Source organism: Bacteroides sp. CACC 737 (assembly GCF_013874375.1).
Classification (GTDB): Bacteria; Bacteroidota; Bacteroidia; order Bacteroidales; family Bacteroidaceae; genus Bacteroides; species Bacteroides uniformis.
In genome coordinates, this window is sequence record NZ_CP059408.1 from 3,748,975 (window position 1) to 3,774,522 (window position 25,548).

20 protein-coding genes and 1 pseudogene are annotated in these 25,548 nt (G+C 48.7%); 7 read left to right on the forward strand and 14 right to left on the reverse strand.

Annotation, left to right across the window (positions count from 1 at the left end; translation table 11 throughout):
- Window positions 1–55 precede the first annotated feature (55 nt).
- Window positions 56–2,101 carry a helix-hairpin-helix domain-containing protein gene (locus tag H1A11_RS15750; RefSeq protein ID WP_181757431.1) on the reverse strand — a complete coding sequence of 682 codons (2,046 nt, stop codon included), beginning with the start codon at window positions 2,099–2,101 and terminating at the stop codon, window positions 56–58.
- Window positions 2,102–2,198: 97 nt separating this feature from the next.
- Between H1A11_RS15750 and H1A11_RS15755 the strand changes: the two genes are divergently transcribed.
- Window positions 2,199–2,831 carry a DUF4294 domain-containing protein gene (locus H1A11_RS15755; protein ID WP_005833968.1) on the forward strand — a complete coding sequence of 211 codons (633 nt, stop codon included), beginning with the start codon at window positions 2,199–2,201 and terminating at the stop codon, window positions 2,829–2,831.
- Here the strand turns inward: H1A11_RS15755 and H1A11_RS15760 are convergent.
- From H1A11_RS15760 to H1A11_RS15770, 3 genes are all read right to left on the reverse strand, one after another.
- Entirely contained in the window at window positions 2,826–3,566 is a 741-nt protein-coding gene (locus tag H1A11_RS15760) for a DUF5131 family protein (protein ID WP_009037514.1), read from the reverse strand. The two genes, H1A11_RS15755 and H1A11_RS15760, sit on opposite strands and share 6 nt — an antisense overlap.
- A 129-nt stretch (window positions 3,567–3,695) precedes the next feature.
- Entirely contained in the window at window positions 3,696–4,658 is a 963-nt protein-coding gene (locus H1A11_RS15765; RefSeq protein ID WP_005825206.1) for a YitT family protein, read from the reverse strand.
- Window positions 4,659–4,915: 257 nt separating this feature from the next.
- Window positions 4,916–5,443, reverse strand: a complete 528-nt coding sequence (locus H1A11_RS15770) for an RNA methyltransferase (RefSeq protein WP_117688942.1) — start codon at window positions 5,441–5,443, stop codon at window positions 4,916–4,918.
- Window positions 5,444–5,907: 464 nt separating this feature from the next.
- On the opposite strand from H1A11_RS15770, the gene nadA reads away from it, so the two are divergent.
- Window positions 5,908–6,846 (forward strand): quinolinate synthase NadA, encoded by a 939-nt coding sequence (gene nadA, locus H1A11_RS15775; protein WP_005825202.1) that lies wholly within the window; start codon window positions 5,908–5,910, stop codon window positions 6,844–6,846.
- Window positions 6,847–6,931: 85 nt separating this feature from the next.
- On the opposite strand, the gene H1A11_RS15780 is transcribed toward nadA, so the two are convergent.
- The 3 genes from H1A11_RS15780 to leuS are packed head-to-tail and all read right to left on the reverse strand — an operon-like array spanning window position 6,932 to window position 11,293.
- Complete coding sequence (locus tag H1A11_RS15780; RefSeq protein WP_181757432.1) at window positions 6,932–7,510, reverse strand: non-canonical purine NTP diphosphatase; 579 nt, start codon at window positions 7,508–7,510, stop codon at window positions 6,932–6,934.
- Between the two features lie 37 nt (window positions 7,511–7,547).
- Complete coding sequence (locus H1A11_RS15785; protein ID WP_117599927.1) at window positions 7,548–8,450, reverse strand: YitT family protein; 903 nt, start codon at window positions 8,448–8,450, stop codon at window positions 7,548–7,550.
- A gap of 5 nt (window positions 8,451–8,455) precedes the next feature.
- On the reverse strand, window positions 8,456–11,293 hold the full coding sequence (gene leuS / locus H1A11_RS15790; protein ID WP_181757433.1) for a leucine--tRNA ligase: 2,838 nt from the start codon (window positions 11,291–11,293) through the stop codon (window positions 8,456–8,458).
- Window positions 11,294–11,644: 351 nt separating this feature from the next.
- Between leuS and H1A11_RS15795 the strand changes: the two genes are divergently transcribed.
- The 5 genes and pseudogenes from H1A11_RS15795 (at window position 11,645) to H1A11_RS19255 (ending at window position 15,034) form a co-directional block, all read left to right on the forward strand.
- Entirely contained in the window at window positions 11,645–12,523 is an 879-nt protein-coding gene (locus tag H1A11_RS15795) for a DMT family transporter (protein ID WP_138346291.1), read from the forward strand.
- Window positions 12,524–12,580: 57 nt separating this feature from the next.
- Window positions 12,581–12,655 (forward strand): annotated as a pseudogene (locus H1A11_RS19770) (DNA-binding response regulator); the annotation flags it as partial.
- A 108-nt stretch (window positions 12,656–12,763) separates the two neighbouring features.
- On the forward strand, window positions 12,764–13,630 hold the full coding sequence (locus tag H1A11_RS15800) for a hypothetical protein (protein WP_138346293.1): 867 nt from the start codon (window positions 12,764–12,766) through the stop codon (window positions 13,628–13,630).
- Between the two features lie 153 nt (window positions 13,631–13,783).
- Window positions 13,784–14,839: an alkaline phosphatase family protein gene (locus H1A11_RS15805; protein WP_255461465.1), complete on the forward strand. Its 1,056-nt coding sequence runs from the start codon at window positions 13,784–13,786 to the stop codon at window positions 14,837–14,839.
- Complete coding sequence (locus H1A11_RS19255; protein ID WP_226791283.1) at window positions 14,840–15,034, forward strand: hypothetical protein; 195 nt, start codon at window positions 14,840–14,842, stop codon at window positions 15,032–15,034. It abuts the gene before it with no gap.
- A gap of 116 nt (window positions 15,035–15,150) precedes the next feature.
- Here H1A11_RS19255 and H1A11_RS15810 read toward each other — a convergent pair whose 3' ends face one another.
- The 7 genes from H1A11_RS15810 to H1A11_RS15840 all read right to left on the reverse strand — a co-directional run bounded on the left by H1A11_RS15810 (window position 15,151) and on the right by H1A11_RS15840 (window position 25,535).
- Entirely contained in the window at window positions 15,151–15,483 is a 333-nt protein-coding gene (locus H1A11_RS15810) for a hypothetical protein (RefSeq protein WP_138346295.1), read from the reverse strand.
- 213 nt (window positions 15,484–15,696) lie between these two features.
- Window positions 15,697–16,266: a 6-bladed beta-propeller gene (locus tag H1A11_RS15815; RefSeq protein ID WP_181757434.1), complete on the reverse strand. Its 570-nt coding sequence runs from the start codon at window positions 16,264–16,266 to the stop codon at window positions 15,697–15,699.
- A 49-nt stretch (window positions 16,267–16,315) separates the two neighbouring features.
- Window positions 16,316–18,664 (reverse strand): GH92 family glycosyl hydrolase, encoded by a 2,349-nt coding sequence (locus H1A11_RS15820; RefSeq protein ID WP_138346299.1) that lies wholly within the window; start codon window positions 18,662–18,664, stop codon window positions 16,316–16,318.
- A 23-nt stretch (window positions 18,665–18,687) separates the two neighbouring features.
- A complete protein-coding gene (locus tag H1A11_RS15825) occupies window positions 18,688–19,479 on the reverse strand; it encodes a basic secretory protein-like protein (protein WP_138346302.1) in 792 nt (263 codons plus the stop codon).
- 69 nt (window positions 19,480–19,548) lie between these two features.
- Entirely contained in the window at window positions 19,549–21,888 is a 2,340-nt protein-coding gene (locus H1A11_RS15830) for a GH92 family glycosyl hydrolase (protein ID WP_138346305.1), read from the reverse strand.
- A 39-nt stretch (window positions 21,889–21,927) separates the two neighbouring features.
- Window positions 21,928–24,207 carry a GH92 family glycosyl hydrolase gene (locus H1A11_RS15835; protein WP_138346308.1) on the reverse strand — a complete coding sequence of 760 codons (2,280 nt, stop codon included), beginning with the start codon at window positions 24,205–24,207 and terminating at the stop codon, window positions 21,928–21,930.
- A gap of 107 nt (window positions 24,208–24,314) precedes the next feature.
- Entirely contained in the window at window positions 24,315–25,535 is a 1,221-nt protein-coding gene (locus H1A11_RS15840) for a hypothetical protein (protein ID WP_138346311.1), read from the reverse strand.
- Window positions 25,536–25,548 lie beyond the last annotated feature (13 nt).

Below are 25,548 nucleotides of genomic sequence, written 5' to 3' on the forward strand. Positions count from 1 at the left end.
AATTTTATTTTTCAGGTTGCCTCAGAAGAAAACTGAAATAAAATTAAAACAGTTTCTAAAACTTGATACGCAGTTGCATCTGCAAGTCCGCTTTCCTATTTCCCGGTATCTCATCATTGCCCGAACTAATCGTTTCCCTATCCTGATAAACCGTCTGTCCGAATTTGGCAAGAAACATGAAGTTCTTACTCAAATCATATCGCAGATGAGCGGAGTAACGGAACCCTTTGCCATAGAAGGAAGGGGTATAGAAAGTATATAACAATCCACGCTCGGAGGCGTAAACACGCGAATCGTAATCGTCCGTATGAAACCAGGTTCCCTGCACGGAAACTGACAGAGGGAAGGGGAAAGTGTACGAGCAAAATTGAGTACACTGATAACCTTGCCGTCTATCAAAGCGATACCCTTCCCCATCCTGCTGACGGAAGTGGTTATAATCTATTGTAGTACGAAAGATATATCTTCCCGGCATATAGGTCAGCCGATAACGGAGTTTATGGTGATAGATAGGTTCGATAACTGCACCGCTTGTACCCGTCACGTCTCTTTCTTTCTGTTTGTACCGATAATTAAAATACATCGAAAGGCTCTTTCGAGGAGTATAAGTAACCTGAAACATGGCATCCACTCCCTTTGAGGGCTTACTTATACGGTATTTCCACCAAGGAAAAGAAAACACATCCAGTGAAGTGAAAAACTTCCACCGGGCGAAAGGTGTGGCCTCTGCTGCCAGATACCATCCGTTCTCATTCTGCGGCATACTGCTTTCGCCAAAGGAACGCCCAAACAAAGTCCAATAATCATATGAATAATACCGGTGAACAAGTAGCAGATGATAATCGGAAGAAAGATTATACTTCAGCCGGTTCAGCAACGCATAGCCTTTACTGCCGGTTGCCGCTTCCCCCACCCAGACAAAACGGCCCAGACGATACCTATAATCCATGCCCACATTATAGAAATCACTTCCATGAAGATTGTACTTTGCATACTTGTTCAACCGAGGCTTGTAAGGATGGTTGAAAAAATAGTAAATCCCCGTCACTCCCACCTTCAGAGAGTTCTTTTCATAGGTCATGTTTCCACCTATCACCTGCAAGGCAAAGGCATTCATTTTATCTGCCTCCTTCTGCGTGCGATGCAATCCCGTCTTGTAAATGGAAGTTATCTCGCCATCCTCCACCACACCGTCCATGGAGCGATGCGAATAGAAAGCCGAAATATCCAAGTAAGGCAATACTCCCACCGTTGCCGCCACTCCCCGGAAATAATTGTACTCATCGGTAGAACTATGCTTACGGATGCCTCCGGTACGATATTCTGTTGTAGACATAGAGAATGTTTTTCCTAAACGAAAATCCGTACTAAGTACCAGTCCCTGCCCGAAGCTCAGACGGTAATTGCCCAATGCCAAAGCCTTCAGCCGCCCCAGATTCTTTATCAGAAAATAGAAAGAATAGTAATCATAGCCTTTTCTGTTGTGCAGGGCAAAGAAGGGTTCTCCGGCATCCTTCTCTCCCGTCACGCCTATTTGGAGATAATCTCCATAATGAAAATTATAGCGCAAAGAATGGTAAAGGGAAGGTCCCAGGTAATTCTTCTCATATCCTTTACGGATATAGAACGGTACATCCAAACGTGCCAATGTTTCGTGTTTCCCGTATTTCAGTATAGATTTTAAAGCAGGATACCCCCTACCCACTTTCACTGCCCGCACACAGACAAAGGGCAGCAGTAGGTCGATGGTACGTTTATCCATCTCCTCCACCAGTTGCAATTCATAAATGGTCTGCATCTGTCCGTGTATATAGACATAAGCCAGAAGATTCTCTATCTGTATATCCGTAAGAAAAGGAAACTGCTCCAATTGCCGTTTAGTGGCGGCATTGAGGTTGACAGGCTCTTGCAGACGTCGGGACAACTCCTCCAATTCATCTTCCCAACCGTATTCTTCCTCATTCCCGATGGAAAGTTGTTCCAAATTTTCTTCCAAAAGAAGTAAAGGCTGTTCTTTCTGAAGGCCGGATATATTTTGAGCTTCAAGCATAGGAGTCATTGACAGCATACTTACAAAAACTCCTATCTTGAGTAATTCCATTAATAGTAGGTCACTTTCATGTTTTGGGAAGCGAAGTTACCTTAAATAAGTTAATTGAGCAAGGAAAAATCAACATGATGCAACAACATTACACAGAATGGTGTACTTTTGCAACATGAACGCAAGGCTTAACATAGTAATACTCATCATGTTTCTTTCTCTCGGAAGCCTGAAATGCTTTGCACAGCAGCAACCACAGTCTGCTGCGCAAAAGAGTGTCTATCTTACTCCCATGTGCGTTTACGAAGGAGATACCATCCCTTATGTCAAGCTCCCCACTGTCTACATCTTCAAGCCGCTTAAATTCAAGAACAAGCGCGACATGAACAAGTACTACAAACTCATTCGTGACGTAAAGAAGGTACTTCCCATCTCCAAGGAGATTAACCGTGCCATCATTGAAACCTACGAATACATGATGACCCTGCCCACCGAGAAAGCCCGCCAGAAACACATGAAAGCAGTAGAGAAAAGCTTGAAGGAGCAATACACTCCCCGCATGAAGAAACTTACCTTTGCCCAAGGCAAACTGTTAATAAAACTGGTAGACCGACAGACCAACTCCACCGGATATGAACTGGTAAAAGCTTTTATGGGCCCTTTCAAAGCCGGTTTCTACCAGACTTTTGCCGCACTCTTCGGCGCCAGTCTAAAGAAGCAATACGACCCTATGGGAGACGATGCATTGACCGAACGGGTGATATTGATGGTAGAAAGCGGACAATTATAAACTGATGTTTATTCCCGCCTTGCGTGCCTGCGAATGTTGAAATTGGCGTTTCACATTATATGTCTTTCCGTCTTTGACGAACTTAGAACCGGTCTGCTTGAACCAGAAGTCCACTTTATTTTCCACACAAATTCTGCGAAGGTCCATCACCCATTCAAAATCACAAGGGCGGGCTTCGTAACCGGATTCTCCCCCTGCAACTATCTGTTCAATCCATTCGCCAACAGCATAAGTACTTAAATCTATCCTTTCCAGCAGCGGTTCACAGATTATTATCTTATGCTTTATAGGAGCCCTCTTATAAATGGGCAAGCGATAATCGGCGCAAGCCTGGTTTTCAACCGTACAGCAGATGGTTACATTATCATATCCGTCTCCCCAATCATCGGGCAGACAGTCAGAAAAACGGTCTATACGCTTGGTAATCATCATAAAATGCAGGTCACTGCGACAACGAATCATCTCCCATGCTTCGGCCCGCCATTTGTCAGCATCTTCCACAAAGAAATCGGAAGTAAAGCAGGTGTAGACAAATGTTCCAGGTGGTATCTTGAATTCTCCGTTACGCTTTTTACGCAAAGGCAGGTCAAAGTTTTTTGTCCGCACCACCACCGAACTGTCCACCTCTCGCCGGGCATCACCACGATAAACATAACAATGCTTACAACCTGCACTCAATTTATGGCAACCATGCCATAAGTTCCACATCATCGACTTCGCAACAATACCGTTCATTCAAACAAAAAACTTATCGTTAACACCATGTTGAAAACTATGTTAGCAACACAAATAATTAGTTATTAAACAATTGATATTAAGCTATATATTCAGTTAATAATAGAATGAACAATTGTTTATTACTACCTATTCGGGTTGTACCTCTCCTGCCATCGGAAGCTCTTTCCAACCTTCACCAAATGCATCATAAGCATCGGTAACCACTACAAAAGCCTTTGGGTCTACTTCCCTTATCTTCTGCTTGATACCTACCACTTCCTTGTAACTCACCACAAGAAACAGCATTTCCTTGTCTACATTGGTATAAAGACCACTACTCTTGATGCAAGTGGCTGTACGGTCCAAATCTTTAAGAATATAGTCGTGCAAAGCGGTAAGGCGCATATCACTGATGACAAACAGTATCTTGTCATTCTTCTCCCCATTTATCACATAGGCCAATACCCTCGAAGTGACAAAAATAGCTATCAGTGAATAGAAAGACAAATGCCACGAAGGTTGTGTAGCATCATCCGGATTTCCGATACCGAAACCGATAACCAATAGGCCGAATCCCACCACGATGCCATCTACCAGCAGTATCGCCTTTGAAAAACGTATATGGCAATATTTCTGCAATATCATCGCCACAATATCCGTACCTCCTGTAGTAGCCCGGCTACGCACTACAATACCACAGCCTATACCGATAACCACCGCACCAATCACAGAAGTCAGCATCAAATGGTCGGACATATTCAGACTGCCACCCAGCAACTGTGTAGGGTCCAACTGATGGAGCGCTTCTTCAGAAGGATAGGAGAGGAGAGACAGCACATTCATGGCAAGCGGAGTGAATAGTGCCGCCACGATAGTACGTGCTCCCAATTTTGCTCCCAGTACCAGCACGGAAATGATAAGCAAAGGAATATCAAACATATAACCGAAAGTACCTACTTGAATAGAAGGGAACAGATTATGAAGCACAATACTGGCTCCATACACCCCGCCAGGAACAAGATTATAAGGATTGATAAAGTAAACAAAACCTGCTGCCAGAATAGTACAACCTACAAAAATGCCTATCCATGAAGATATTATCTTTTTCATATCGATATGATTTATATATATTCAGCAAATATACAAAAAATAAGAAAAGACACCAACTGTACAGCAAGTTTTCCACATACAACCGATATGTGTTGAATACATGGTTAACAAAAAGGATAGATTAGGAGATAAAGCATTAATTTACAATGAATAAAGTGGTTGATTTTTATAATCAACCACTGTTCATAAAATCTCTCATCATACCTATATAGCTCCAACAAACCCGATATATTGACAGCTTATTAACAGCCCTGTTATTATCTCAGTTTCTTGAATAAATCCCAAATAACAATACCCGCCGTAACCGATACATTCAACGAATGCTTTGTGCCGTATTGAGGAATTTCAATGCAACCGTGCGAATGGTCAATCACTTCTTGTTGAACACCCTTCACTTCATTTCCCATTACCACAGCATACTTTTTAGTCTTGTCCAGCACCAGTTCGTCCAGCATCACACTACCTTCCGCCTGCTCTACAGAATAAACAATGTATCCCTCGGCTTTTAGGTTATCAACAGCTTCAACAGAGTTATCAACATATTTCCAATCTACGGTAAATTCCGCTCCCAAAGCTGTTTTGTGCATCTCCGGATGGGGTGGGATAGCTGTAATGCCACAAAGATAAATGCACTCGATGCGGAAAGCATCCGAAGTACGGAAAACGGAACCTATATTATGGAGACTGCGGATATTATCCAATACCACTACCAAAGGCAGTTTTTCGGCTTCCTTAAATTCCTCTACACTAATACGATTCAGTTCAGTTATCTTCAGTTTACGCATGACAATATACTTTTAAATCTCCCCGCAAAGATACTTTTTTCCGTTTATATCCCGGTTAATAACCGTTGAAAAGGTGTCAATACAATAGGGAAACAATTTTAAAAATAATCCTTGCATTATTCAAAGGTCTGCATATTACAGCAGTGAAACGAACAAACCAAAAAAGTTAAGGAGAATTTTCCAGGCTTCATTCAACATATTTTTCAGCCTAGTTTCATCGGTTTATAACTCTAAAGTTATTAACTTTGCATATTATTAACAACATGTTAATGCTGTTTAGCAGAAGTCTTATTATCAACGGATAAACTTAAAAACCCCGGTTTATAAGCATAAGAGTAAAATTCAGCTTGATACTAATAACTTCATAGGCAAGAAAAATCGTATTTATTTGTCCACACTGTTAACAGCCTATCATCACTATCAAAGGATTTTTAAAGAAGAAAGAGAAATTAAAAAATATAATTATGGATAATCTTATAGAAGCTATCAAGCAGCTGAAGAAGGAGAAGAACGCAATCATTCTGGGACACTACTACCAGAAAGGTGAAATACAAGATATAGCCGATTACGTGGGCGACAGTCTGGCTTTGGCACAATGGGCGGCCCGGACGGAGGCGGACATCATCGTGATGTGCGGTGTGCATTTCATGGGAGAAACGGCAAAGGTGCTTTGTCCCGACAAGAAGGTGCTGGTGCCCGATATGGCGGCAGGCTGTTCGTTGGCAGACAGTTGTCCGGCAGACAAATTCAGTCAGTTTGTCAAAGAGCATCCCGGATATACGGTGATATCCTATGTGAACACAACGGCTGCCGTAAAGGCGGTGACCGATGTGGTGGTAACTTCTACCAATGCAAAGCAGATTGTGGAAAGCTTCCCCAAAGATGAGAAAATAATCTTTGGCCCAGACCGGAACTTGGGTAATTATATCAACTCCATTACCGGAAGAAATATGTTATTATGGGATGGCGCATGCCATGTACACGAGGAATTCTCGGTTGAAAAGATTGTTGAAATAAAACGGCAGCATCCCGATGCGGTGGTACTGGCACATCCCGAATGCAAGAGTACAGTCTTGAAACTGGCCGATGTGGTAGGCTCTACGGCAGCTTTGCTGAAGTATGCAGTGGCACATCCCGAAAAGAGCTACATTGTAGCTACCGAAAGCGGTATCCTGCACGAGATGCAGAAACAATGCCCGCAGACAACATTTATTCCGGCTCCTCCCAACGACAGCACTTGTGCCTGCAATGAATGCAGTTACATGCGGTTGAATACACTGGAAAAGCTTTATGATTGTTTGAAAAACGAATCACCAGAAATAAAGGTGGATGCTGAGATTGCAGAAAAAGCAGTGAAACCGATTAAGAGGATGTTGGAAATATCGGCTCAACTGGGATTATAATGTGCTGATATACTAATGTGCTAATTGGCTGTGCTGTCACGTCGAAAGGTCATTAGCACATTGGCATATCATTACATCAAAAACATTATCTCGTTAAGAACTTACACAACTTGTTAGTGGCCAATGCTCGGTGACTGATTTTATTTTTCAGTTCATTCCCCATTTCGGCAAAAGTCTGTGTATATCCTTCGGGAATGAATATGGGATCATAACCGAATCCAGAAGTACCTTTTCTGTTTTTTGTGATTTCTCCTTTCACGATGCCCTCAAACAGATGTTCCTTTCCGTCGATGATAAGTACAAATACGGTACGGAATTGTGCTTTCCGGTTCTCGATGCCCTCCATATCTTTCAGTAACTTCTTCATATTTGCTTCCGAATTGTGTGCATCGCCGGCATAACGGGCAGAATGTACACCCGGTGCCCCACCAAGGGCCTCCACTTCCAAACCGGTATCATCGGCAAAACAGTCCAGATGATAGTTATCGAAGATATATCTTGCTTTCAGTAAAGCATTTCCTTCAAGTGTGTCTGCAGTTTCCGGAATGTCAGTATCGCATTTGATATCCTTCATGCTGAGAAGTTCGACCTTCTCTCCCAAAATGGCAGTCACTTCTTCCAGTTTGTGTGAATTGTTGGTGGCAAATACAAATTTCTTTCTCATATTATGTTCTCCTTATACTTGTGGCTTATACAAGTCCCTATTTCACTTTTAACCGGTCGAAACCTTCTCCGTATACACCGATGACGGAACTTTGGGAAATGAAAGCGTTCGGATCTATATCTTTCACCATTCGGAATATTTCTACCGATTGACGTTTGTAGGCAAGCACGACCAGCACCTTCACGTTGTGTTTACTGTACCAGCCGATACCGTCGAGTACCGTTACACCGCGATGGGTTTCTTTGGTGATGCGATCGGCAATCCTTTCATATTCTTTGGAGAAAATAAAGAATTGAACAGATTGCCGGGTGCTGTTGACAATGTAATCCAGTACAAACCCGATGACAAACAAAGTTACAAAACCAAATATCACACGTCTCCAGTCATGAAATACCACGTAGCAGGAACTGATGATGATGAAGTCACAGGCCATTATCATGCGTCCCAGTGTGACATCCTTGTATTTGTGGATGATGGCTGCAATAATATCCGTACCTCCCGTGCTACCGTTACAGTTGAATACGATGCCCAGGCCGGCACCGCACATTGCAGCACCTATCAGACAAGCCATGAAGTCTTGTCCTTCGCCCAGCAGTTGGGGAGGGACACCATCGGGACCATTCACCAACAGCTGGAAAAACCATAGAAAAAAGGTCAGTCCGAAGATGGCAAACGTGGTCTTGATACTGAACTTCGGTCCGAGTATCTTGATGGCAAAAGTCATCAGTACGGCATTGATGATGAAGTATGACCACTGGATGGGAAATCCAGTGGCATAATAGATGATGGCACCAATACCGGTAGTACCTCCGGTCGTAATCTGGTAAGGGATGAGGAAAGCTGCCCATCCCAATGCATAGCTGATGAGCCCCAAAGTGATGAAGATATAATCCTTCAGTTCCCTCGTCACTTCCGCTTTGGTTGGTTTTGTAATTTGCATATCTGTTATTTAACAACGATGTTCACAATCTTCTTTGGTACTACGATTACTTTGGCAATGGTCTTGCCTTCTATCCATTTTTCAGAGCGTTCGTCGGCCAATACAGCAGTCTGGATGGCATCCGATGCCGCATCTGCGGGGAATTCCATGTTGAACCGTGCCTTTCCATTGAAGGAAATGGTGTAGTTGACCGTATCTTCCACCAGGTATTCTTCGTTGCATACTGGCCACTTGGCATCGCATACAGAACCTGCATTGTTCAGAGTCTCCCACAATTCTTCGCATACATGCGGAGCAAAGGGAGCCAGAACGATGATGAACTGGTTCAGAATTTCCTTCTTGCTGCATTTCATCCCGAACAACTCGTTTACACAAATCATGAAAGCACTGATACTTGTGTTGTAAGAGAATTGCTCAATGTCTCCCGTCACTTTCTTAATCAGTTTGTGGAGGGATTTCAGTTCTTCCTTGGTGGCAGGTTCATCTGTTACCAGATAATTGTCGTTGCGGTCGTAGAACAGTGACCAGAACTTCTTGATGAAGCGGTGTACACCGTCTATTCCGTTTGTATCCCATGGCTTTGATTGTTCTACCGGGCCGAGGAACATTTCGTACATGCGGAGAGTGTCGGCACCGTATTTGTCGACAATCATATCGGGATTGACAACGTTGAACATGGACTTACTCATCTTTTCCACAGCCCATCCACAGATGTACTTGCCGTCTTCCAGAATAAACTCGGCAGTTGCGTATTCGGGACGCCATGCTTTGAAAGCTTCAAGGTCCAGAACATCATTGGATACGATATTCACATCGACGTGGAGTGGGGTAGTATCGTACTGGTCTTTCAGATTTAGGGACACGAATGTATTGGTATCTTTGATGCGATAGACAAAATTGCTTCGTCCTTGAATCATGCCCTGATTCACCAACTTTTGGAACGGTTCTTCGGCTACGGAGATGCCGAGGTCGTATAGGAATTTGTTCCAGAAACGGGAGTATATCAAGTGACCAGTTGCATGTTCGGTACCGCCTACGTAAAGGTCTACATTGTGCCAGTATTCATCTACTTTCTTATCCACAAGTGCCTGGTTGTTGTGTGGGTCCATGTAGCGCAGATAATAGGCGCTTGAACCGGCAAATCCGGGCATAGTATTGAGTTCCAGTGGGAAGACGGTGGTGTTGTCTATCTTTTCGTTTTCCACAACACATTTGTTCACAATATCCCAAGCCCATTTTGTGGCATGTCCCAATGGAGGTTCACCGGTTTCGGTAGGCAGGAATTTGGCAACTTCGGGTAATTCCAGGGGTAGGGCACTTTCATCAATCATATAAGGCATGTTATCCTTGTAGTAAACCGGGAACGGCTCGCCCCAATAGCGCTGACGTGAGAAAATGGCATCACGCAGACGGAAGTTCACCTTTACACGTCCCAGATTGTGCTCTTTCACATATTTCTTGGTAGCAGCAATCGCTTCTTTGATGGTCAGTCCGTTCAATGAAAGGTCACAATAGGGAGTAACACCTTCTCGTGGAGAGTTGCATACAATACCTTCCTTGGCATCGAAGCTTTCTTCGCTTACATCGCAACCTTCTACCAGCGGGCGGATTTCGAGGCCGAAGTGCTTGGCAAAAGCATAGTCACGGCTGTCGTGTGCAGGCACAGCCATGATGGCACCCGTACCATATCCGGCAAGCACATAGTCGCTTATCCAGATGGGCACTGCCTCACCGGTAAAGGGGTTGAGGGCATAGCTTCCGGAGAATACACCGGTAACGCTACGGTCGGTAATACGTTCGCGTTCAGTACGTTTTTTGGTGCGTTCCAGATAAGCGTTTACTTCATCTTTTTGTATGTCGGTGGTAAGTTGTGGTACCAGTTCGCTTTCGGGAGCCAATACCATGAAGGTGACACCGAACATGGTATCTGCACGGGTAGTGAAAATAGTGAATTCCAAATCACTGTCTTTCACTTTGAATTGTATCTCCGCACCTTCACTGCGTCCTATCCAGTTTTTTTGGGTTTCTTTCAAGGATTCGGTCCAATCAATGGTATCGAGTCCATCCAATAAGCGTTGTGCATAGGCAGATACACGGAGACACCATTGGCGCATTTTCTTCTGGATGACAGGGAAACCGCCGCGTTCACTGACACCGTCTATTACTTCGTCATTGGCAAGTACGGTACCAAGTTGCGGACACCAGTTAACCATTGTTTCGCCTAGATAGGCAATACGGTAGTTCATCAGGATTTCCTGCTGTTCTTTTTCACTCTTGGCATTCCATTCTGTGGCGGTAAAACTCAATTCCTCGCCACAAGCCACATTCATTCCTTCAGTACCGGTTTGGCTGAATGCTTCAATCAGTTCCTGGATAGGACGTGCCTGCTTTTTATCGTTGCAGTAGTAACTGTTGAACATTTTGAGGAACGCCCATTGGGTCCAATGGTAATATTCCGGTTCGCAGGTACGAATTTCGCGGTTCCAATCGAAAGAGAAACCTATCTTATCTAACTGTTCACGGTATCGGTTGATATTGTTGACGGTCGTAATTGCAGGGTGCTGTCCCGTTTGTATGGCATATTGCTCTGCTGGAAGACCGTAAGCGTCATATCCCATGGGATTCAGTACATTGAAACCTTGCAGTCGTTTGTAGCGGGCGTAAATATCCGAAGCGATATATCCCAGCGGATGACCTACGTGCAATCCCGCACCGGAGGGGTAGGGGAACATGTTCAGCACATAGAATTTCTTTTTCGTTTCGTCTTCCGTTACTTGGTAGGTTTTGTTTTCCACCCACCTTTTCTGCCATTTCTTTTCAATCTCCCTGAAATTGTATTCCATAGTGGTATTTATTAATATTTTGTTGAAAACATTGTTTATTCCATGGTTAAAACCGGTTAGTATCCGGTTAATATCGGTGCAAAGTTACGGGTTTATTTTCAGATTTGTAGCTAAGTAACATAAAAAACAATGGCAAAGGCTTGATAATTCACTTTTTATTACTTACATTTGTGATGTGCTTTTAAAACTAATTTTTTGTTTGTAATACAAATAATAGCTAAATTAATTCAATAGGATATTTACTAAAAGATTTTTAGGATATAGCGAAGGATGAAGTCTGGGAAGATTTCATCCTTCGCGTTATTGTGTTGAAGAAGAAAGTCGTATCTTTGCGCAACTTATCGGAAGTGTATGAACGCAATGAAAAATTATACTTATCATATTGTCGCCGTCCTTACGGTAGGTATTTGGGGTCTGACTTTTATTTCAACGAAAGTATTGATTGGGCATAGCCTTTCCCCGCAGGAAATATTCTTGCTTCGTTTCCTGATAGCTTATCTGGGCATCTGGTTTATTTCTCCCCGAAAACTGTTTGCTGATAATTGGAAAGATGAATCTTGGCTGTTTTTAGGAGGTATAGCAGGCGGTTCATTTTACTTTTTTACGGAAAATACAGCTTTGGAGATTACATTGGCGACGAATGTGGCATTTATTGTCTGTACGGCACCATTGCTCACGACCATTCTTTCTTTGTGGATTTATAAAAAGGAAAAGGCTACCCGTGGATTGATGGCTGGTTCTTTGCTGGCGTTGGTTGGTGTGGCATTGGTGGTTTATAATGGTAGTTTTGTATTAAAGATTTCTCCTTTAGGTGATTTCCTTACTTTACTTGCAGCTTTTTCCTGGGCATTCTATAGTTTAATAATGAGAAAAATGTCCAACTGTTACAGTATAATTTTTATTACCCGTAAGATATTTTTTTATGGGGTATTGACTATTCTTCCTGCATTTCTGATTCATCCCTGGAACTTCGACATTGTCCGTCTTCTCGAGCCGGCTATTTTGTTCAATTTACTTTTCCTGGGTGTATTGGCTTCTTTGATTTGTTTTGTAGTCTGGAACGTAGTCTTAAAACAGCTGGGAACGATAAGAGCTTCCAACTATATTTATCTGAATCCTCTCTTCACTCTGGTAGGTTCTGCTTTTCTGCTTGGCGAACAGCTTACTATAGTTGCTTTGATGGGGGCGGTGCTGATATTGGGAGGAGTATATTGGGCGGAAAAAAAGTAAAATTCTCCTTTTCTATGATAAAATTCTATCTTTGTCTTCAAAATAATAGGCAAGACGAAACTTCTTTCGGAAGACGAGTCGGTAACCATTAAAACAGTGAAAGGAGTAGGGTTGATATTGATAGAAAATTAATAATGTATTCTTCTATATTGTAATAATTTAGCAGTATATGTACTGCTCTTCTGATTTATTTTCGTTATTTTTGTATAGCAGTATTATGAATATAAATAAGGAGGGTATATGTGTATAAAACGGAAAGTCAATATTTCTTGTCTTGATGTCCGTTTGGGAATCTGCCTGCTGTTGGCTTTTGTGCCGCAGTTGCTTTTTGCGCAGGAAGACAGTGTACGTTTCATTCGTGACAGTATACAGATACAGCCAGAATTCAATGAATCTCTATTCTCTCCTTTTGAGCTTCCCTCTGGAAACTTTGCCCCTTCTTCTATGTTTCATCCGGAACACTCCTATTCTCTGCCCGATTTTTCACTGAAAGAGTCTCTTCGTCTGCCTTATCAGACCAATCCTTCTCTGCTATTTCGGGGAGATTACAGCGCAAGTGGTGTATTAAGACAGTTCCCTCACGGTATGTTATTCGGTTCTGGTGGGCAGACCAGCGTACCGGGTATCGGACGTTTCAACAATGCTTCCCTGGGATATCAGCACGCCTTTAACCAAAGGCTGACGCTTCAGCTTGGCGTAGATGCCATGAAGATAAATATGATTCATTCCACCGGGCAGGCTTTCAGTACTTCGGGAGTTTTGCGGTATCAGGCTTCGGACCGTGTAACTTTTAAAGTTTTCGGTTCGTATGCCATAGGAAATCCTTATGGGATGGATACCCACCATTATGGTGCCACCATATCGCTAGATATGTCCGAACGTTTTGGGATGGAAGTCGGGGTACAACGTTATTACGATGCTTATCGCGGTCGTTGGGAGACGGTGCCCGTGGTGATTCCTTATTATAAATTAGACAAGTTTAAATTAAGTCTGGACATGGGCGGAATTTTGTATGAGATTCTGCGTAATGTCGTTTTTCCTGATAAAATGAACTCCGGTGGGCCGACACTTGCCCCACCACGTTTTCAGATGCCACCGTTACGATAAAGCAAGTATCAATCCACTTATTTCTCCAGCACCGGGGAACCCTGCCTTCCCCGGTGCCGGAGAAATGGGCAGAGTTTTTTGAATGAAAGAACCGTGGTATTACGAAGACTTTTCCTCCTTTTTATTAGCCTTTTCCAGAGATTCTCATTAAATTTGTGCTCAAACTCAAATAATTCGACGACGAAACGTTACACCATCACTACCTTACTTGTGGCACTGTGGTGTATCAGCTTGTGTGCCCGTACCCAAAAAGCAGTCTATATCGTCATAGACGGAGTTCCTGCCGACCAGATAGAGCGCTTGCACACACCCGCTGTCTTCGACATCGCTTCAAGAGGCGCATATGCCCGGGCATATACCGGTGGAGAAATAGGCACTTACTCGCAAACGCCCATTATATCGGCCATCGGTTACACCAATCTGCTGACAGCCACCTGGCTGAACAAGCATAATGTGGGAGGCAATGACAACCTACAGCCCAATTACAACTATTGGACCATTTTCCGCATCGCCAAGGAGCAGTCGCGTCCGGTGAAGACCGGACTCTACTCGAGCTGGATCGACAACCGTACTGTGCTCATAGGAGAGAGCAAGGAGGAGACAGGCCGCTTGAAGATAGACTACGTCAGTGACGGTTACGATCTCGATAAAGTCCGCTTTCCGCACAAGGAGAAGGATTTGCATGTATTCGACTACGACGAACAAGTATCCAAGGATGCTGCCGAGAGCATCCGCCGGGATGCACCCGACCTCAGTTGGTTTTATCTGTGGTACACCGATGATGCAGGCCATATAGAGGGCAACGGCGAATTCTTCGATGCGTATGTGCGCAAAGCCGACGAGCAGGTGGCACGCGTATGGGAAATTGTGAAGTATCGCGAAGAGCATTTCGATGAAGAGTGGATGGTAGTGGTCACCACCGACCACGGTCGCACTGAAAACGGCTACGGACATGGGAACCAGTCCGAGCGCGAGCACACCACCTGGATTTCGACCAACGTGCCGGTCAATGCGCATTTCGCAGACCGTAATCTGGCCATAACCGACATAGCTCCGTCTCTCAGCCGCTACCTTGGTTTCGAGGTGCCTTCGGATGTCCTTTGGGAGCAGGATGGCATTCCTTTCATCGGTCGGACAGACATCTGCGACTTGAAGACCATGCCTTATGACGACACCGTGACCTTGTCATGGCGCACTTACGCGGAGTAAGTGCCGGTCACCGTCTACGCTGCTACGACTAATCATTTCAAGACCGGAAGCAAGGACAATTACATCGAGCTTGCCAAGTTGCCCGCCGGCACCACTTCCTATACGGTAAATCTGAAAGAACTTCCCCACTCGAAATTCTATAAATTCGTAGTAGTTGCTCCTCATAATCATTTGAATCGTTGGTTCATGAAATAGAGAAATACCCCTGCTACAAATAGCTGTAGCAGGAGTAAATTCCATAAAGAGAGAGTTCTGATACATACTCGAACTTTTCTAGTTGGAGGTATTATGACATCCTTAATGTATATCTTTTATCCATGGACCTCTGTCCGTGCCAGTTCCACAAATCTTTTTCTGAGTTCTTCCGTATAGAACCGTGTATCTCCCGATTCCAAGTGCCCGTTCGTGTTCCAAAGCTGGAAGAAGTAGGCATCATGGCATTGGACGATGTGATCGTGCTGGATGGTGAAGTGCTCTCCCTCCTGCTGCAAGGGTAGTCTGCCCAATAGGGAGTTGTATAGTGACTTTGTTGTCCGCATATCGTCCGTTTCTTTGTCATATAGGGTGAAATACTCGTTTTCCGCATCTTCGAATTGCATCAACAGATACCTTTTCGACTGCTGGATACGGTCTATCCCTGTCACATAATTATCCTGGAAGACGGTTTGTAGGGCAGTGGTTCCGTCACCATCGATATACTGCTGGGGCAGTCACCGGTTTCCGAAATCTACCTTGTACCGTAGGGAGATGCTGTCGTCTTTCAGCTTGTACACTTCGTCGTAAGGATAGAACCACAACAGCGCTTCTTCATCAGTAGGTATCCAGGCTCCATTCCCGTTGCCGTCGTCCGCCTCCTCTTAGAAGGGAAGATGCTTTTCCAGCTTGTCACCCTCCTTCAGGTCCAGTGCGAACAGATGATAACAGCCTTCGTGTGTCCGGCTGCTGTTGGGCAGATAGAGCTTGTCGCCTATGCAGAACAAATCTTCCGTCCATATACCGTCGGCTGGTTTTTCGCGCAGGAACCGCCCTTCTGCATCGAAGAAGAAAAACTTGCCCAGGAAATGGTCGAATATCACCATTTCCGTCCCATGTACGGCGAAGCAGGAGATATGGGTGTACTCGCCCGGTCCGTTGCCCACCCGGTGGATGTCGGCTTGCAGCTTGCTGGTGGTGTCGAACACGAACACGCGCTTGCCAAGATTGTCCGCTATATAAATCAGGTCGTTCTGATAGATTAGTTTCGTGACTTCGCCAATCAGGCACTCATTCGTTGCTTCGAGCTGAAACATCAGGATGCTGTCTTCCACCATCGGCGCATAATCCAGCTTGTCGCTGATGTGTTTCCAGTCTATTTGCAGCACCTGGATGCCTGTATTTGCGGGCTTTATCCCGCCGCTGTGCGTGCACCCGGCGAGGACAAGAGCCAACAGATAGAAAATGTATTTTTTTATGTAGCAAAATAATGGTTGATTATACTTATTCCTCGGATACGGATTCGCCGGAACCATACTTCATTGTCTTCCCCTCTTTCGACAAGGAAGGCGGCACTGCTCCTTTCGATACTCCCCGGCGATAATTGGGTTTGCTGCTCATCACGAACCGCAGCTTCACTCCGTTGCGGATATCCTCATACGTCAGGTAGGATTTGTCATGCTTCTTGCCGTTTACGTACAGCTCTTTCACATATACATTCCGTGGAGACCAGTTGTCGGCCTGCATCTCTATCAGCTTGCCGTTGCTCATCTTCACGCTGGCGGCCTCCAGGCAAGGCGAGCCGATGTTGTAGACATTGCTTGAGGGCGCTACCGGATAGAATCCCAGACAGTTGAACAAATACCATGCCGACATTTGTCCGCAGTCGTCATTCCCGCTCAGCGCATCGGGTGTGTTGCCATAGAAGCGGTCTACGATGGCACGCACCCACTGCTGGCATTTCCAAGGCTCTCTTAAGTAATTGTAGAGATAAGCCACATGGTGACAAGGCTCGTTGCCGTGCCAGTAAGCTCCGATACGGCCTTGAATGTCGTGTGCTCCGGGAATATCCTCAGGCAACTCCACGGTGAACAGCTCGTCGAGGCGCTTCTTGAACAACTCCTTTCCTGCCAGATTGATGTACCCTTGCACGTCTTGGGGTACATACCAAGTGTATTGCACTGTGAATCCTTCCGTGATATCGCCCCAGCCGTGCACCGAGCCGGGACCTTGATAGGCTACGGGAGTGAACGGTGTGCGCCACTGGCCCCGGCTGTCGCGTCCGCGCATGTATTTGGTCTCGGGGTCAATCAGTGTCTGGTAGGAGAGGGCACGGTTCAGGAAGTAGCGATAATCCTCTTCCTTGCCCAGCTTGCGGGCTGCCTGTGCGATGCAATAGTCGTCGTAGGCATACTCCAAGGTCTTCGATACCGATTCTGCCTCCTTGTCGAAGGGTACATAGCCCAGTTCGCGATACTCCGGTAGACAGTCGTAGTGGGGATTCATCGCCGTAGTCTTCATGGCTTCGTAGGCGCGCTCGTAGTTGAAGCCCGGCACTTCCTTCACAATCATGTCCGCCAGCACCGATACGGCGTGATAGCCTATCATGCACCACGTCTCGTTGCCGTAGAACGACCAGACGGGCAGCATCCGCTCCACGCTTTTGTCATAGTGTGCCAGCATGGAGTTGGCAATGTCGGCGTTCACGTCCTGATGCACCAGGTTGAACCAGGGATGCAGGGCGCGGTACGTATCCCACAGCGAGAAGACGGTATAGTTCGTAAATCCTTCGGCCTTCTCGATGTTCTTGTCCAGCCCGCGAAAGCTGCCGTCGGCATCCTGGAAGATGAACGGGTGCAGGGCGGCGTGGTAGGCCGAGGTATAGAACGTTTCCTTGGTCTTGCGGTCGGCAGTGAGGGTATATTTGCTCAGTTCCTCTTCCCACAACTCTTCGCCCCGGGTTTTCAGGGCATTGAAGGTCAGGCCGTCCAGTTCGCGGAGGTTGCGTGCGGCTCCGTCGGTGCTGACGGCAGAGATGGCGGTCTTCACGGTCACTTCCTCTCCCTCTCGGGTGGCGAAGGAGATGCAGGCCACCAGGTTCTTGCCCCATGCCTCGCGGTCGCTGCGGAAGCGCGAGGTGTTGTAGATTACCGGTTTTCCATCCTGCATGATGCGCAGTCCGTCCAGTTTCTTCGAGAAGGTGGCGGTGAAGTAGACATGGCGTTCGGGGCCCCAGCCTTTCACCAGCTTGTAGCCGGTCAGTGTGGAGTCGTTCACCATGCGCAGATTGGCCCATTCGCACGACTGCCACAGCGTATGGTTCAAGTCGATGAGGATAAACGCTTTCTCCGCTTTGGGATAGGTGAAGCGGAACATGCCGCTACGCAGGCCCGAGGTCATTTCGGCCTTCACCCCGTAGTCGTCCAAGTGTACGGTGTAGTAATTGGGCGTGGCCTGTTCGCGTTCGTGCGAGTAGCGCGAGCGGTAGCCTTCGTCGGGATTCTCGGGTGTGCCGGGAGTGAGCTTCGCCTCGCCCGTGCCGGGCATGAAGAGAAAGTCGCCCAGGTCGGGGATGCCCGTACCGCTCAGGTGGGTCAGACTGAAGCCCATCAGCGAGGTGTGGTTATACTTATAGCCCGAGGCCGCATCGTAGAAGCGGTGGTTCGTGTCCGGGCTTATCTGGATACCTCCGAAGGGAATCTGGGCACCGGGATAGACGTTGCCGTAGCCGTCGGTACCCACGAAAGGATTCACGTAATCGATGAGCTTCTCAGATTGGGCGATGCCCGGCGCGGAGAGCGCCAGGCATGCCAGTGTGAATCCTAAAAACTGTTTTTTACCTTTCTTGTCCATTGTTCATAGTCTGTTTGTATGTGTTATGCTTCGATGTCTCCTATGGCCACCTGGTACTCATGCCACAGGTCGTCAATATTGTATTTTTCGCCCAAGACGTGCTTGATGGCACCGTCGAACGACCAGGGCACCACCTCGAGCGTGCTGCGGTTGAACTTGCGCAGGAACTCGGGGTCCTTGTTGTCGCGCAGCCATACGAAGAAGTAGCCCGCTTTCCGGTAACCGTCCATGTAGTTGCCGCCTTTGGGGCGTCCATCAGGACCAAAGCCGCCGTTGGCCACGCGCACAGCATCGGCCATGCCCTCGATGAATGCCCAGACCACGCGGTTGGTACCATACGAGCCGATGCCTTGCGGTTCCAGCTGGTAGGCGTGGGTCAGTTCGTGCAGCAGCACGCCGCGGGTCTCGAAGAAGAGTTTTGCGGTATCGGCTTCGGCAAATGATTTTTCGATGTGGCGCGTGCTGTAGAAGATGGTCACGTCACCGTTACTGCCTCCCTTGGCGGAGATGCCGTCGATGTCTTCCAGCGTATAGTGGATGTTGTGCACCGGTGCGATGCTGTCTTCGGGCGAGGCATAGAGCGTGGCCAGCACGGTGCGTGCCTGTTCCTTGATGTACGATTCGGCATCGGGAATGATGCGGTGATAGATGTCCGAACCGGCCGATTCGGGTGCTTTGTCTTCGAAGAGGATAGTGCCGACGTTGTAATCGTTCCAGTCGGTCGGTTTGGCTGCAGTTTGTGTATGTTGCTGGCACGCGTAGGTGCCGAAGGCGGCTGCCAGGCAGGCAGTGTAGAGCAGATTTCTTGTTTTCATATCTTTTGAGTTTTTAAGTTGTCGGTTGAAGTTTCGCAAGTTCTTATACTGTTGATAAGCAGTGGCTTCTCAATTCTCCTCCTTTCCGTCCGTCAGTGAGTAAGGCTTCGCGTTGGTGGCGGTGCCTCGGCGCTTGTTGGGCGAAGCGGCCATCTTGAATTCCCATACGCCACCCTCCAATAGGTCGCTGTGGCTGATGTACATGTTGCCGTATTCCTTGCCGTTGATGCGCAGCGACTGCACGTAGCGCTTCTTGTCACTTACACCGGGTGCTTTGATTTCCAGTGTCTTGCCGTTGGGAAGTTCTAGTTTCAGGTAGGGCAGGTAGGGAGCGCCCAGCACATATTGATTCGTACCCGGGCATACGGGATAGAATCCCATCACCGAGAAGAGATACCAGGCCGACATCTGCCCGCAGTCATCGTTGCCGCCCAAGCCGTTGATGTCGTTCCGATACATCTTGTTTAGGATTTCGCGCAGCCAGTACTGCGTCTTCCAGGGTTGCGAGGTCCAGGCGTAGAGGTAGGGCACGTGGTGGCTCGGCTCGTTGCCGTGGACGTAGCCGCCTACAAGGCATTCGGCAGTGATGTCTTCATTGTGCTCATAGTACTTCTCGGGCAGGTGCATGGCGAAGAGTTTGTCCAGCTTCTCCATGAACTGCTTTTCACCTCCCATCACTTGCATCAGTCCCAGCACGTCGTGGGGCACGTGGAAGGAGAAGTTCCAGGAGTTTCCTTCGATGAAGCCTTCGCCGTAGGTTTGCAATACGTCGAACTCCTGCTTGAAGGAGCCGTCTGCCAGGCGCGGGCGGGCGAAGCCGATGGAAGGATCGTACAGGTTGCGGTAGTTGAGGGCGCGCTTGCGATACACGTCCGCCAGTTCGCGGTGGCCTGCTTTCAGGGCTGCCCGGTAGATGGTGAAGTCATCGTAGGCATACTCCAGCGTACTGGAGGCAGCCGTACCGCTCTTTTCCAAGGGGATGTAGCCCAGTTTTATGTAGTCGGCCACCCCTTCATAGTAGGGCACGGTAGAGGTACTGACCATCGCCTTGAGGGCTTCGTCGGTTTCGCCTTTCAAGACGTCCTTTACCAAGGCGTCCGATACGGCCGACACTCCGTGATAGCCGCTCATGCACCAGTTCTCGTTGCCCATCAGGCTCCACACGGGCAACATGCCGTGTACACTCTGCCGGGCGTGGGCAATCATCGACTTCACCATGTCCGCATTGCGGTCGGGCTTCACCAGGTTGAGGAAGGGATGCAGGGCGCGGTACGTGTCCCAAAGGGAGAAGATGGTATAGTTGGTGAATCTGTCGGCACGGTGGATGTTGTGGTCGAGTCCGCGGTACTGGCCGTCCACGTCCATGTAGACCGAAGGATTAATCATGGTGTGGTAGAGCGAGGTATAGAACATCGCTTTCTGATCTGCTGTGCCTTCCACGGTGAAGTGGCGCAGTTCGCGGTTCCAGCTTTCGCGGGCTTCGTCGGCCAGCTGTTCGAAGCTCTTGCCGGCGGCTTCGGCGCGCAGGTTCTTCAGGGCGCCTTCGGTGCTGACAGCAGAGAGGGCCACTTTGACTACGAGCTCGCTGTTCTGCCGGGTGTCGAAATGGAAGTAGGAGACGATTTTCCTGCCGGTGATTTCGGGGAAGTTCTTCTCCAGCTTGAAGCGGCGCCAGAAGCCGTTGTACTTCACGGGTTCCAAGTCACGGTAGCCGTAGTCTCGTATGGGCTGCGAGAGGGAGATGGCGAAGTAGGTGTAATTGGTGCGCGCCCATCCGTTGGTAATGCGGTAGCCAGTCAGCAGGGTGTCGTTCTCCACGCGCAGGTTGGCCCAGAGCACTTTGCCGTTGTAGTTGTAGATGCCGTGCGTTAGGTCCAGTACGAGGTGCCCGGCTTCGCCCCAAGGGAAGGTGTATTTGTGTATGCCTACCCGTTGCGTGGCGGTGAGCTGGACACGTATGCCATGGTCGGCCAAGGTCACTTCGTAGTATCCGGGCGTAGACTTCTCGGTGGCGTGGTCGTAGCGCGAGCGGTAGCCCTCGTTGGGAGTGGCGGCACGTCCGGGAGTGAGTTTCGGGCTGCCGGTGGCGGGCATCAGCAGGATGTCGCCCAGGTCGGAGTGGCCCGTGCCGCTCAGGTGCGTGTGGCTGAAGCCGACGATGGTGGAGTCGCTGTACTGATAGCCGGCACAATACTCGTAGGCCTTGCCCTGATACCGTCCGTCCACGTTGTGCGGGATGGTATCGGTGTCCGGGCTGAGCTGTATCAGCCCGAAGGGAGTGCAGGCCCCGGGGAAGGTGTGTCCCATGCCATTGGTGCCGATGATGGGGTTGACATAGTCGGCAGGCTGCTGGGCCGCTACTTGCAGGGTCGCGGCTGTCAGCAGGATGATGAATGTTTTAATCTTCATGATGATGTGGTTAAGAATGTTTTTGTCATTTATGACTTGTTACTCATTGCTGAGTGAATACGGAAAATCGCTCTCCTTCACGCCGCGCGTCTTGTTCGGACGGCTGTCCATGTTGAAGGTCAGCTTGCCACCGCGCAGCAACTCGAAGTGGTCGAGGTAGTTTTTGGTATAGTTCTTCCCGTTGTAGTTGAGGGAACGGATATAGCGGTTTTCATCACTGTTTTTCGGGGCGGAGATTTCAAGTTTTTTGCCGTTTTCCAGTTGCAGCGTCACCTTCTTGAAGTAGGGGGCACCGAGCACGTACTGGTCGCTTCCGGGGCAGACGGGGTAGAATCCCAGTGCGGTGAACACATACCAGGCCGAGGTCTGTCCGTTGTCCTCGTCGCCGCAGTAGCCGTCCGGTGTGGGCAGGTAGAGGCGGTTCATGGTTTCGCGCAGCCAGTATTGGGCTTTCCAGGGCTGTCCGGCGTAGTTGTAAAGGTAAATCATGTGCTGTATGGGCTGGTTGCCGTGGGCATAGTTTCCCATGCCGGCTATCTCCATCTCGCGTATTTCGTGGATGACACCGCCGTAGTAGCTGTCGTCGAAGACGGGGGGCAGGCTGAACACGGAGTCGAGCATGGCGGTGAACGTCTGCTTGCCGCCCATCAGGTCGATGAGTCCCTGTACGTCGTGGAAGACGGACCAGGTGTAGTGCCAAGAGTTGCCTTCGGTGAAGGCGTCGCCCCACTTGAAGGGGTTGAACGGTGCCTGGAAGGTGCCATCGGCGTTGCGTCCGCGCATCAGGCGGGTTTCGGGGTCGAACACGTTGCGGTAGTTGCGGCTGCGTTGCTTGTAGAGTTCCAGCTCCTGGGCGGGTCGGCCCAGGAGCTGTCCCATGCGGTAGATGCACCAGTCGTCGTAGGCATACTCCAGCGTACGTGCCACGTTTTCGTTTATCTTCACATCGTAGGGCACATAGCCCAGCTTGTTGTAGTGTTCGTAGCCGTATCGGCCCGTGCTGGCAATGCGGGGGTGTACGCTGTTGGCTCCGTGCAGCAGTCCTTCGTACATCTTTTGTGCATCGGCCTTGGTGATGTTCTTTATGAAGGCGTCGGCCACCACGGAGGCAGAGTTGTTGCCCACCATGCAGCCTCGGTGCCCGGGGCTGGCCCATTCGGGGAAGAATCCGCTTTCAAGATAGGTGTTCAGCAGTCCTTCCTGCATCTTCTCGCCCATGGAGGGGAAGACGAGGTTGACGAAGGGGAAGAGGCAGCGGAACGTGTCCCAGAAGCCGGTGTCGGTAAAGAGGTGTCCCGGCAGCACCTGTCCGTTGTAGGGGCTGTAGTGCACGGTTTCGCCTTGGGCGTTTACTTCGTGAAACATGCGTGGGAAGAGCACCGAGCGATACATGCAAGAGTAGAACGTGCGCAGGCGGTCGGTGTTGTCATCCTCCACGCGGATGCGCCCAAGGATGTCGTTCCATGCGCGGCGGCCTTCTTCCTTGGTCTGGTCGAAGCTCTTGACGCCTATCTCCTTCAGGTTCAGTTCCGCTTGTTCGGGGCTGATGAACGAGGAGGCCACGCGGGCATGTACCTGTTCGCCTTTCTTGGTGGAGAAGCCGATGGCGGCACCTACGTGGTTGGATTGCAGTTCGAGGTGTTTCTCCACGGTATGATAGTCAGCCCACACTTTGTTGAAGGTGAAAGGCTTGTCGAAGACGATGACGAAGTAGTTGCGGAAATTCTGGGGCACGCCTCCGCTGTTGCGTGTGGTGTAGCCTACGATTTTCTGCTCTTCGGGGATGACCTTGATGTACGAGCCTCGGTCGAAGGCGTCCACCACCACGTATGCCTTGTCTGCCTGGGGAAAGGTGAAGCGGAAGTAGGCGCAACGCTCCGTAGGGGTGATTTCGGTAGTGAGGTTGTATTCGGACAGATAGACGCTGTAGTAGTGGGGCATCGCTTTTTCCGCCTTGTGCGAGAACCACGAGGCGCGCTGCTCCTGGTCTATCTTCAGCCGGCCGGTCATGGGCATGATGGAGAATTGTCCGTAGTCATTGATCCACGGACTGGGTTGATGGGTCTGCTTGAAGCCGCGGATTTTGTCCGAGGTGTAGGTATAAGCCCATCCGTCGCCCATCTTTCCGGTCTGGGGCATCCAGAAGTTCATGCCCCAGGGGCGGGCGATGGCGGGGTAGGTGTTTCCGTTGGAGAGTGATATCTTGGAGTCGGTGCCCATCAGCGGGTTGACGTAGTCCACCGGCTCTTTCTGCTGTGCATGCCCTGCAAGGATGGAAGTCGCTACGGTAAGTGCAAGGATTATTTTCTTGTAGTTCATAGGAATGAGGTTGATAATGTGAATACTTTGGGGAGAGATGTTTGAGTACTGATTAAGTGGATTTTGTTTCATTTATCCGCTTAATCAGCATTTACATATTTGCTTTTTTATTGGAACTTAAACCATCCGTTTCCTGCCGGCTGGATGAAGTACGTATTTCCGTCCTTCTCCCATACCCAGAGCCCACTTTCGCAGAAGAGCAGGTCGATGAGGGGCTTGAATTGTTCTTTTGCGAGATTCACGTCGTTGCCATAGCCGCCGAAGGGAGTAGTGATGGCGGTGTTTCTGAAAAGCACGCACGAGTTTCCGTTATTGGCGGCTGCGTTCAGCTCGAAGAAGACATAGTGCCACTTGCCTGCATCTTCATCGCTGATGCTGCCCGGGCAGATGACGAGGTTGCGCGGCGAGCGGTTGTCCATCTCGAGTTGCGACTCGGGCATCAGCGAGAGGTCGAGGCTGCTTGCCTTGGCATCGATGATGTGGGTGTTCCAGTTGCCCATGTAGGCATCTGTCCAGGAGGCGCCTGCGTTGAAATCGAAGACGAGGCTGGCGTTGCCGATGACGGGCTGTGTGGCACCGTCGTAGTCGTAAGTGATGCTTTTCAGAGCGTGTCCCTTGATGTCCAGACCCGGGGCGGTGACTACGCCGAGGCGGTCATCCTCCACGTTGAGCACGAGGGCATGGTTGGTGTGCACCACCTTGCCGTCCGCGATGTCGGTGAGTTGCATGGACCAGTTGTTGTCGTTGTCCGAGCTCAGTGTATAATAGGCCAGTATATCGCCTCCCTTCTCACGGATGGCTCCGCAGCTGATGTTCTCGAGGGCCTCCACGCGGTGGAGGATGGCAGCCTTGGTCTCACGGTTCGCGGCAAGGTCGGCCGTGGTGACGGGCGAGAGGTTCATGGTGAGTCCGTGGGCCTGTCCTGTGGCTGCAATGAGGTCGGAGGCATAGCTGCTGATAAGGAATGTGGATTCCTGGTTGTTCTTGAGGTATTGCAGCGAGGTGTTTCCTGCCAAGGTCAGCAGCACGGTCTGTTCGCCCTTGAAGTCGAGGTGGTATTGTGCCTCCAGTTCGGGGCGGAGTATCTTTTCGTTTGTGTTGGTGATGACGTTTCCGTTTTCGTCGAACTGCAGGTAGAAGTCCACGCCTTCGTAGGAGAGTTTCCAGCCGTCGGCGGCGCAGAGTAGTTTCTTCACTTCCGAGGGGCGGAGGCGGGTTTCTTCGTTCATGGTTCCCTGGTCTTCCCAGTCTTTCCATACGTCGGTGGTGCCGCAGCCGCAAAGGGCGAAGAGGCACGAGGCGAGTAGTGTGTATCTTATCTTTTTCATTGTTTTTCGTTTT

Coding starts and splice junctions, on each gene's coding strand:
- H1A11_RS15750 (WP_181757431.1), bottom strand. CDS start 2,101: ATGGAATTACTCAAGATAGGAGTTTTTGTAAGTATGCTGTCAATGACT.
- H1A11_RS15755 (WP_005833968.1), top strand. CDS start 2,199: ATGGTGTACTTTTGCAACATGAACGCAAGGCTTAACATAGTAATACTC.
- H1A11_RS15760 (WP_009037514.1), bottom strand. CDS start 3,566: ATGAACGGTATTGTTGCGAAGTCGATGATGTGGAACTTATGGCATGGT.
- H1A11_RS15765 (WP_005825206.1), bottom strand. CDS start 4,658: ATGAAAAAGATAATATCTTCATGGATAGGCATTTTTGTAGGTTGTACT.
- H1A11_RS15770 (WP_117688942.1), bottom strand. CDS start 5,443: ATGCGTAAACTGAAGATAACTGAACTGAATCGTATTAGTGTAGAGGAA.
- nadA (WP_005825202.1), top strand. CDS start 5,908: ATGGATAATCTTATAGAAGCTATCAAGCAGCTGAAGAAGGAGAAGAAC.
- H1A11_RS15780 (WP_181757432.1), bottom strand. CDS start 7,510: ATGAGAAAGAAATTTGTATTTGCCACCAACAATTCACACAAACTGGAA.
- H1A11_RS15785 (WP_117599927.1), bottom strand. CDS start 8,450: ATGCAAATTACAAAACCAACCAAAGCGGAAGTGACGAGGGAACTGAAG.
- leuS (WP_181757433.1), bottom strand. CDS start 11,293: ATGGAATACAATTTCAGGGAGATTGAAAAGAAATGGCAGAAAAGGTGG.
- H1A11_RS15795 (WP_138346291.1), top strand. CDS start 11,645: ATGAACGCAATGAAAAATTATACTTATCATATTGTCGCCGTCCTTACG.
- H1A11_RS15800 (WP_138346293.1), top strand. CDS start 12,764: ATGTGTATAAAACGGAAAGTCAATATTTCTTGTCTTGATGTCCGTTTG.
- H1A11_RS15820 (WP_138346299.1), bottom strand. CDS start 18,664: ATGGACAAGAAAGGTAAAAAACAGTTTTTAGGATTCACACTGGCATGC.
- H1A11_RS15825 (WP_138346302.1), bottom strand. CDS start 19,479: ATGAAAACAAGAAATCTGCTCTACACTGCCTGCCTGGCAGCCGCCTTC.
- H1A11_RS15830 (WP_138346305.1), bottom strand. CDS start 21,888: ATGAAGATTAAAACATTCATCATCCTGCTGACAGCCGCGACCCTGCAA.
- H1A11_RS15835 (WP_138346308.1), bottom strand. CDS start 24,207: ATGAACTACAAGAAAATAATCCTTGCACTTACCGTAGCGACTTCCATC.
- H1A11_RS15840 (WP_138346311.1), bottom strand. CDS start 25,535: ATGAAAAAGATAAGATACACACTACTCGCCTCGTGCCTCTTCGCCCTT.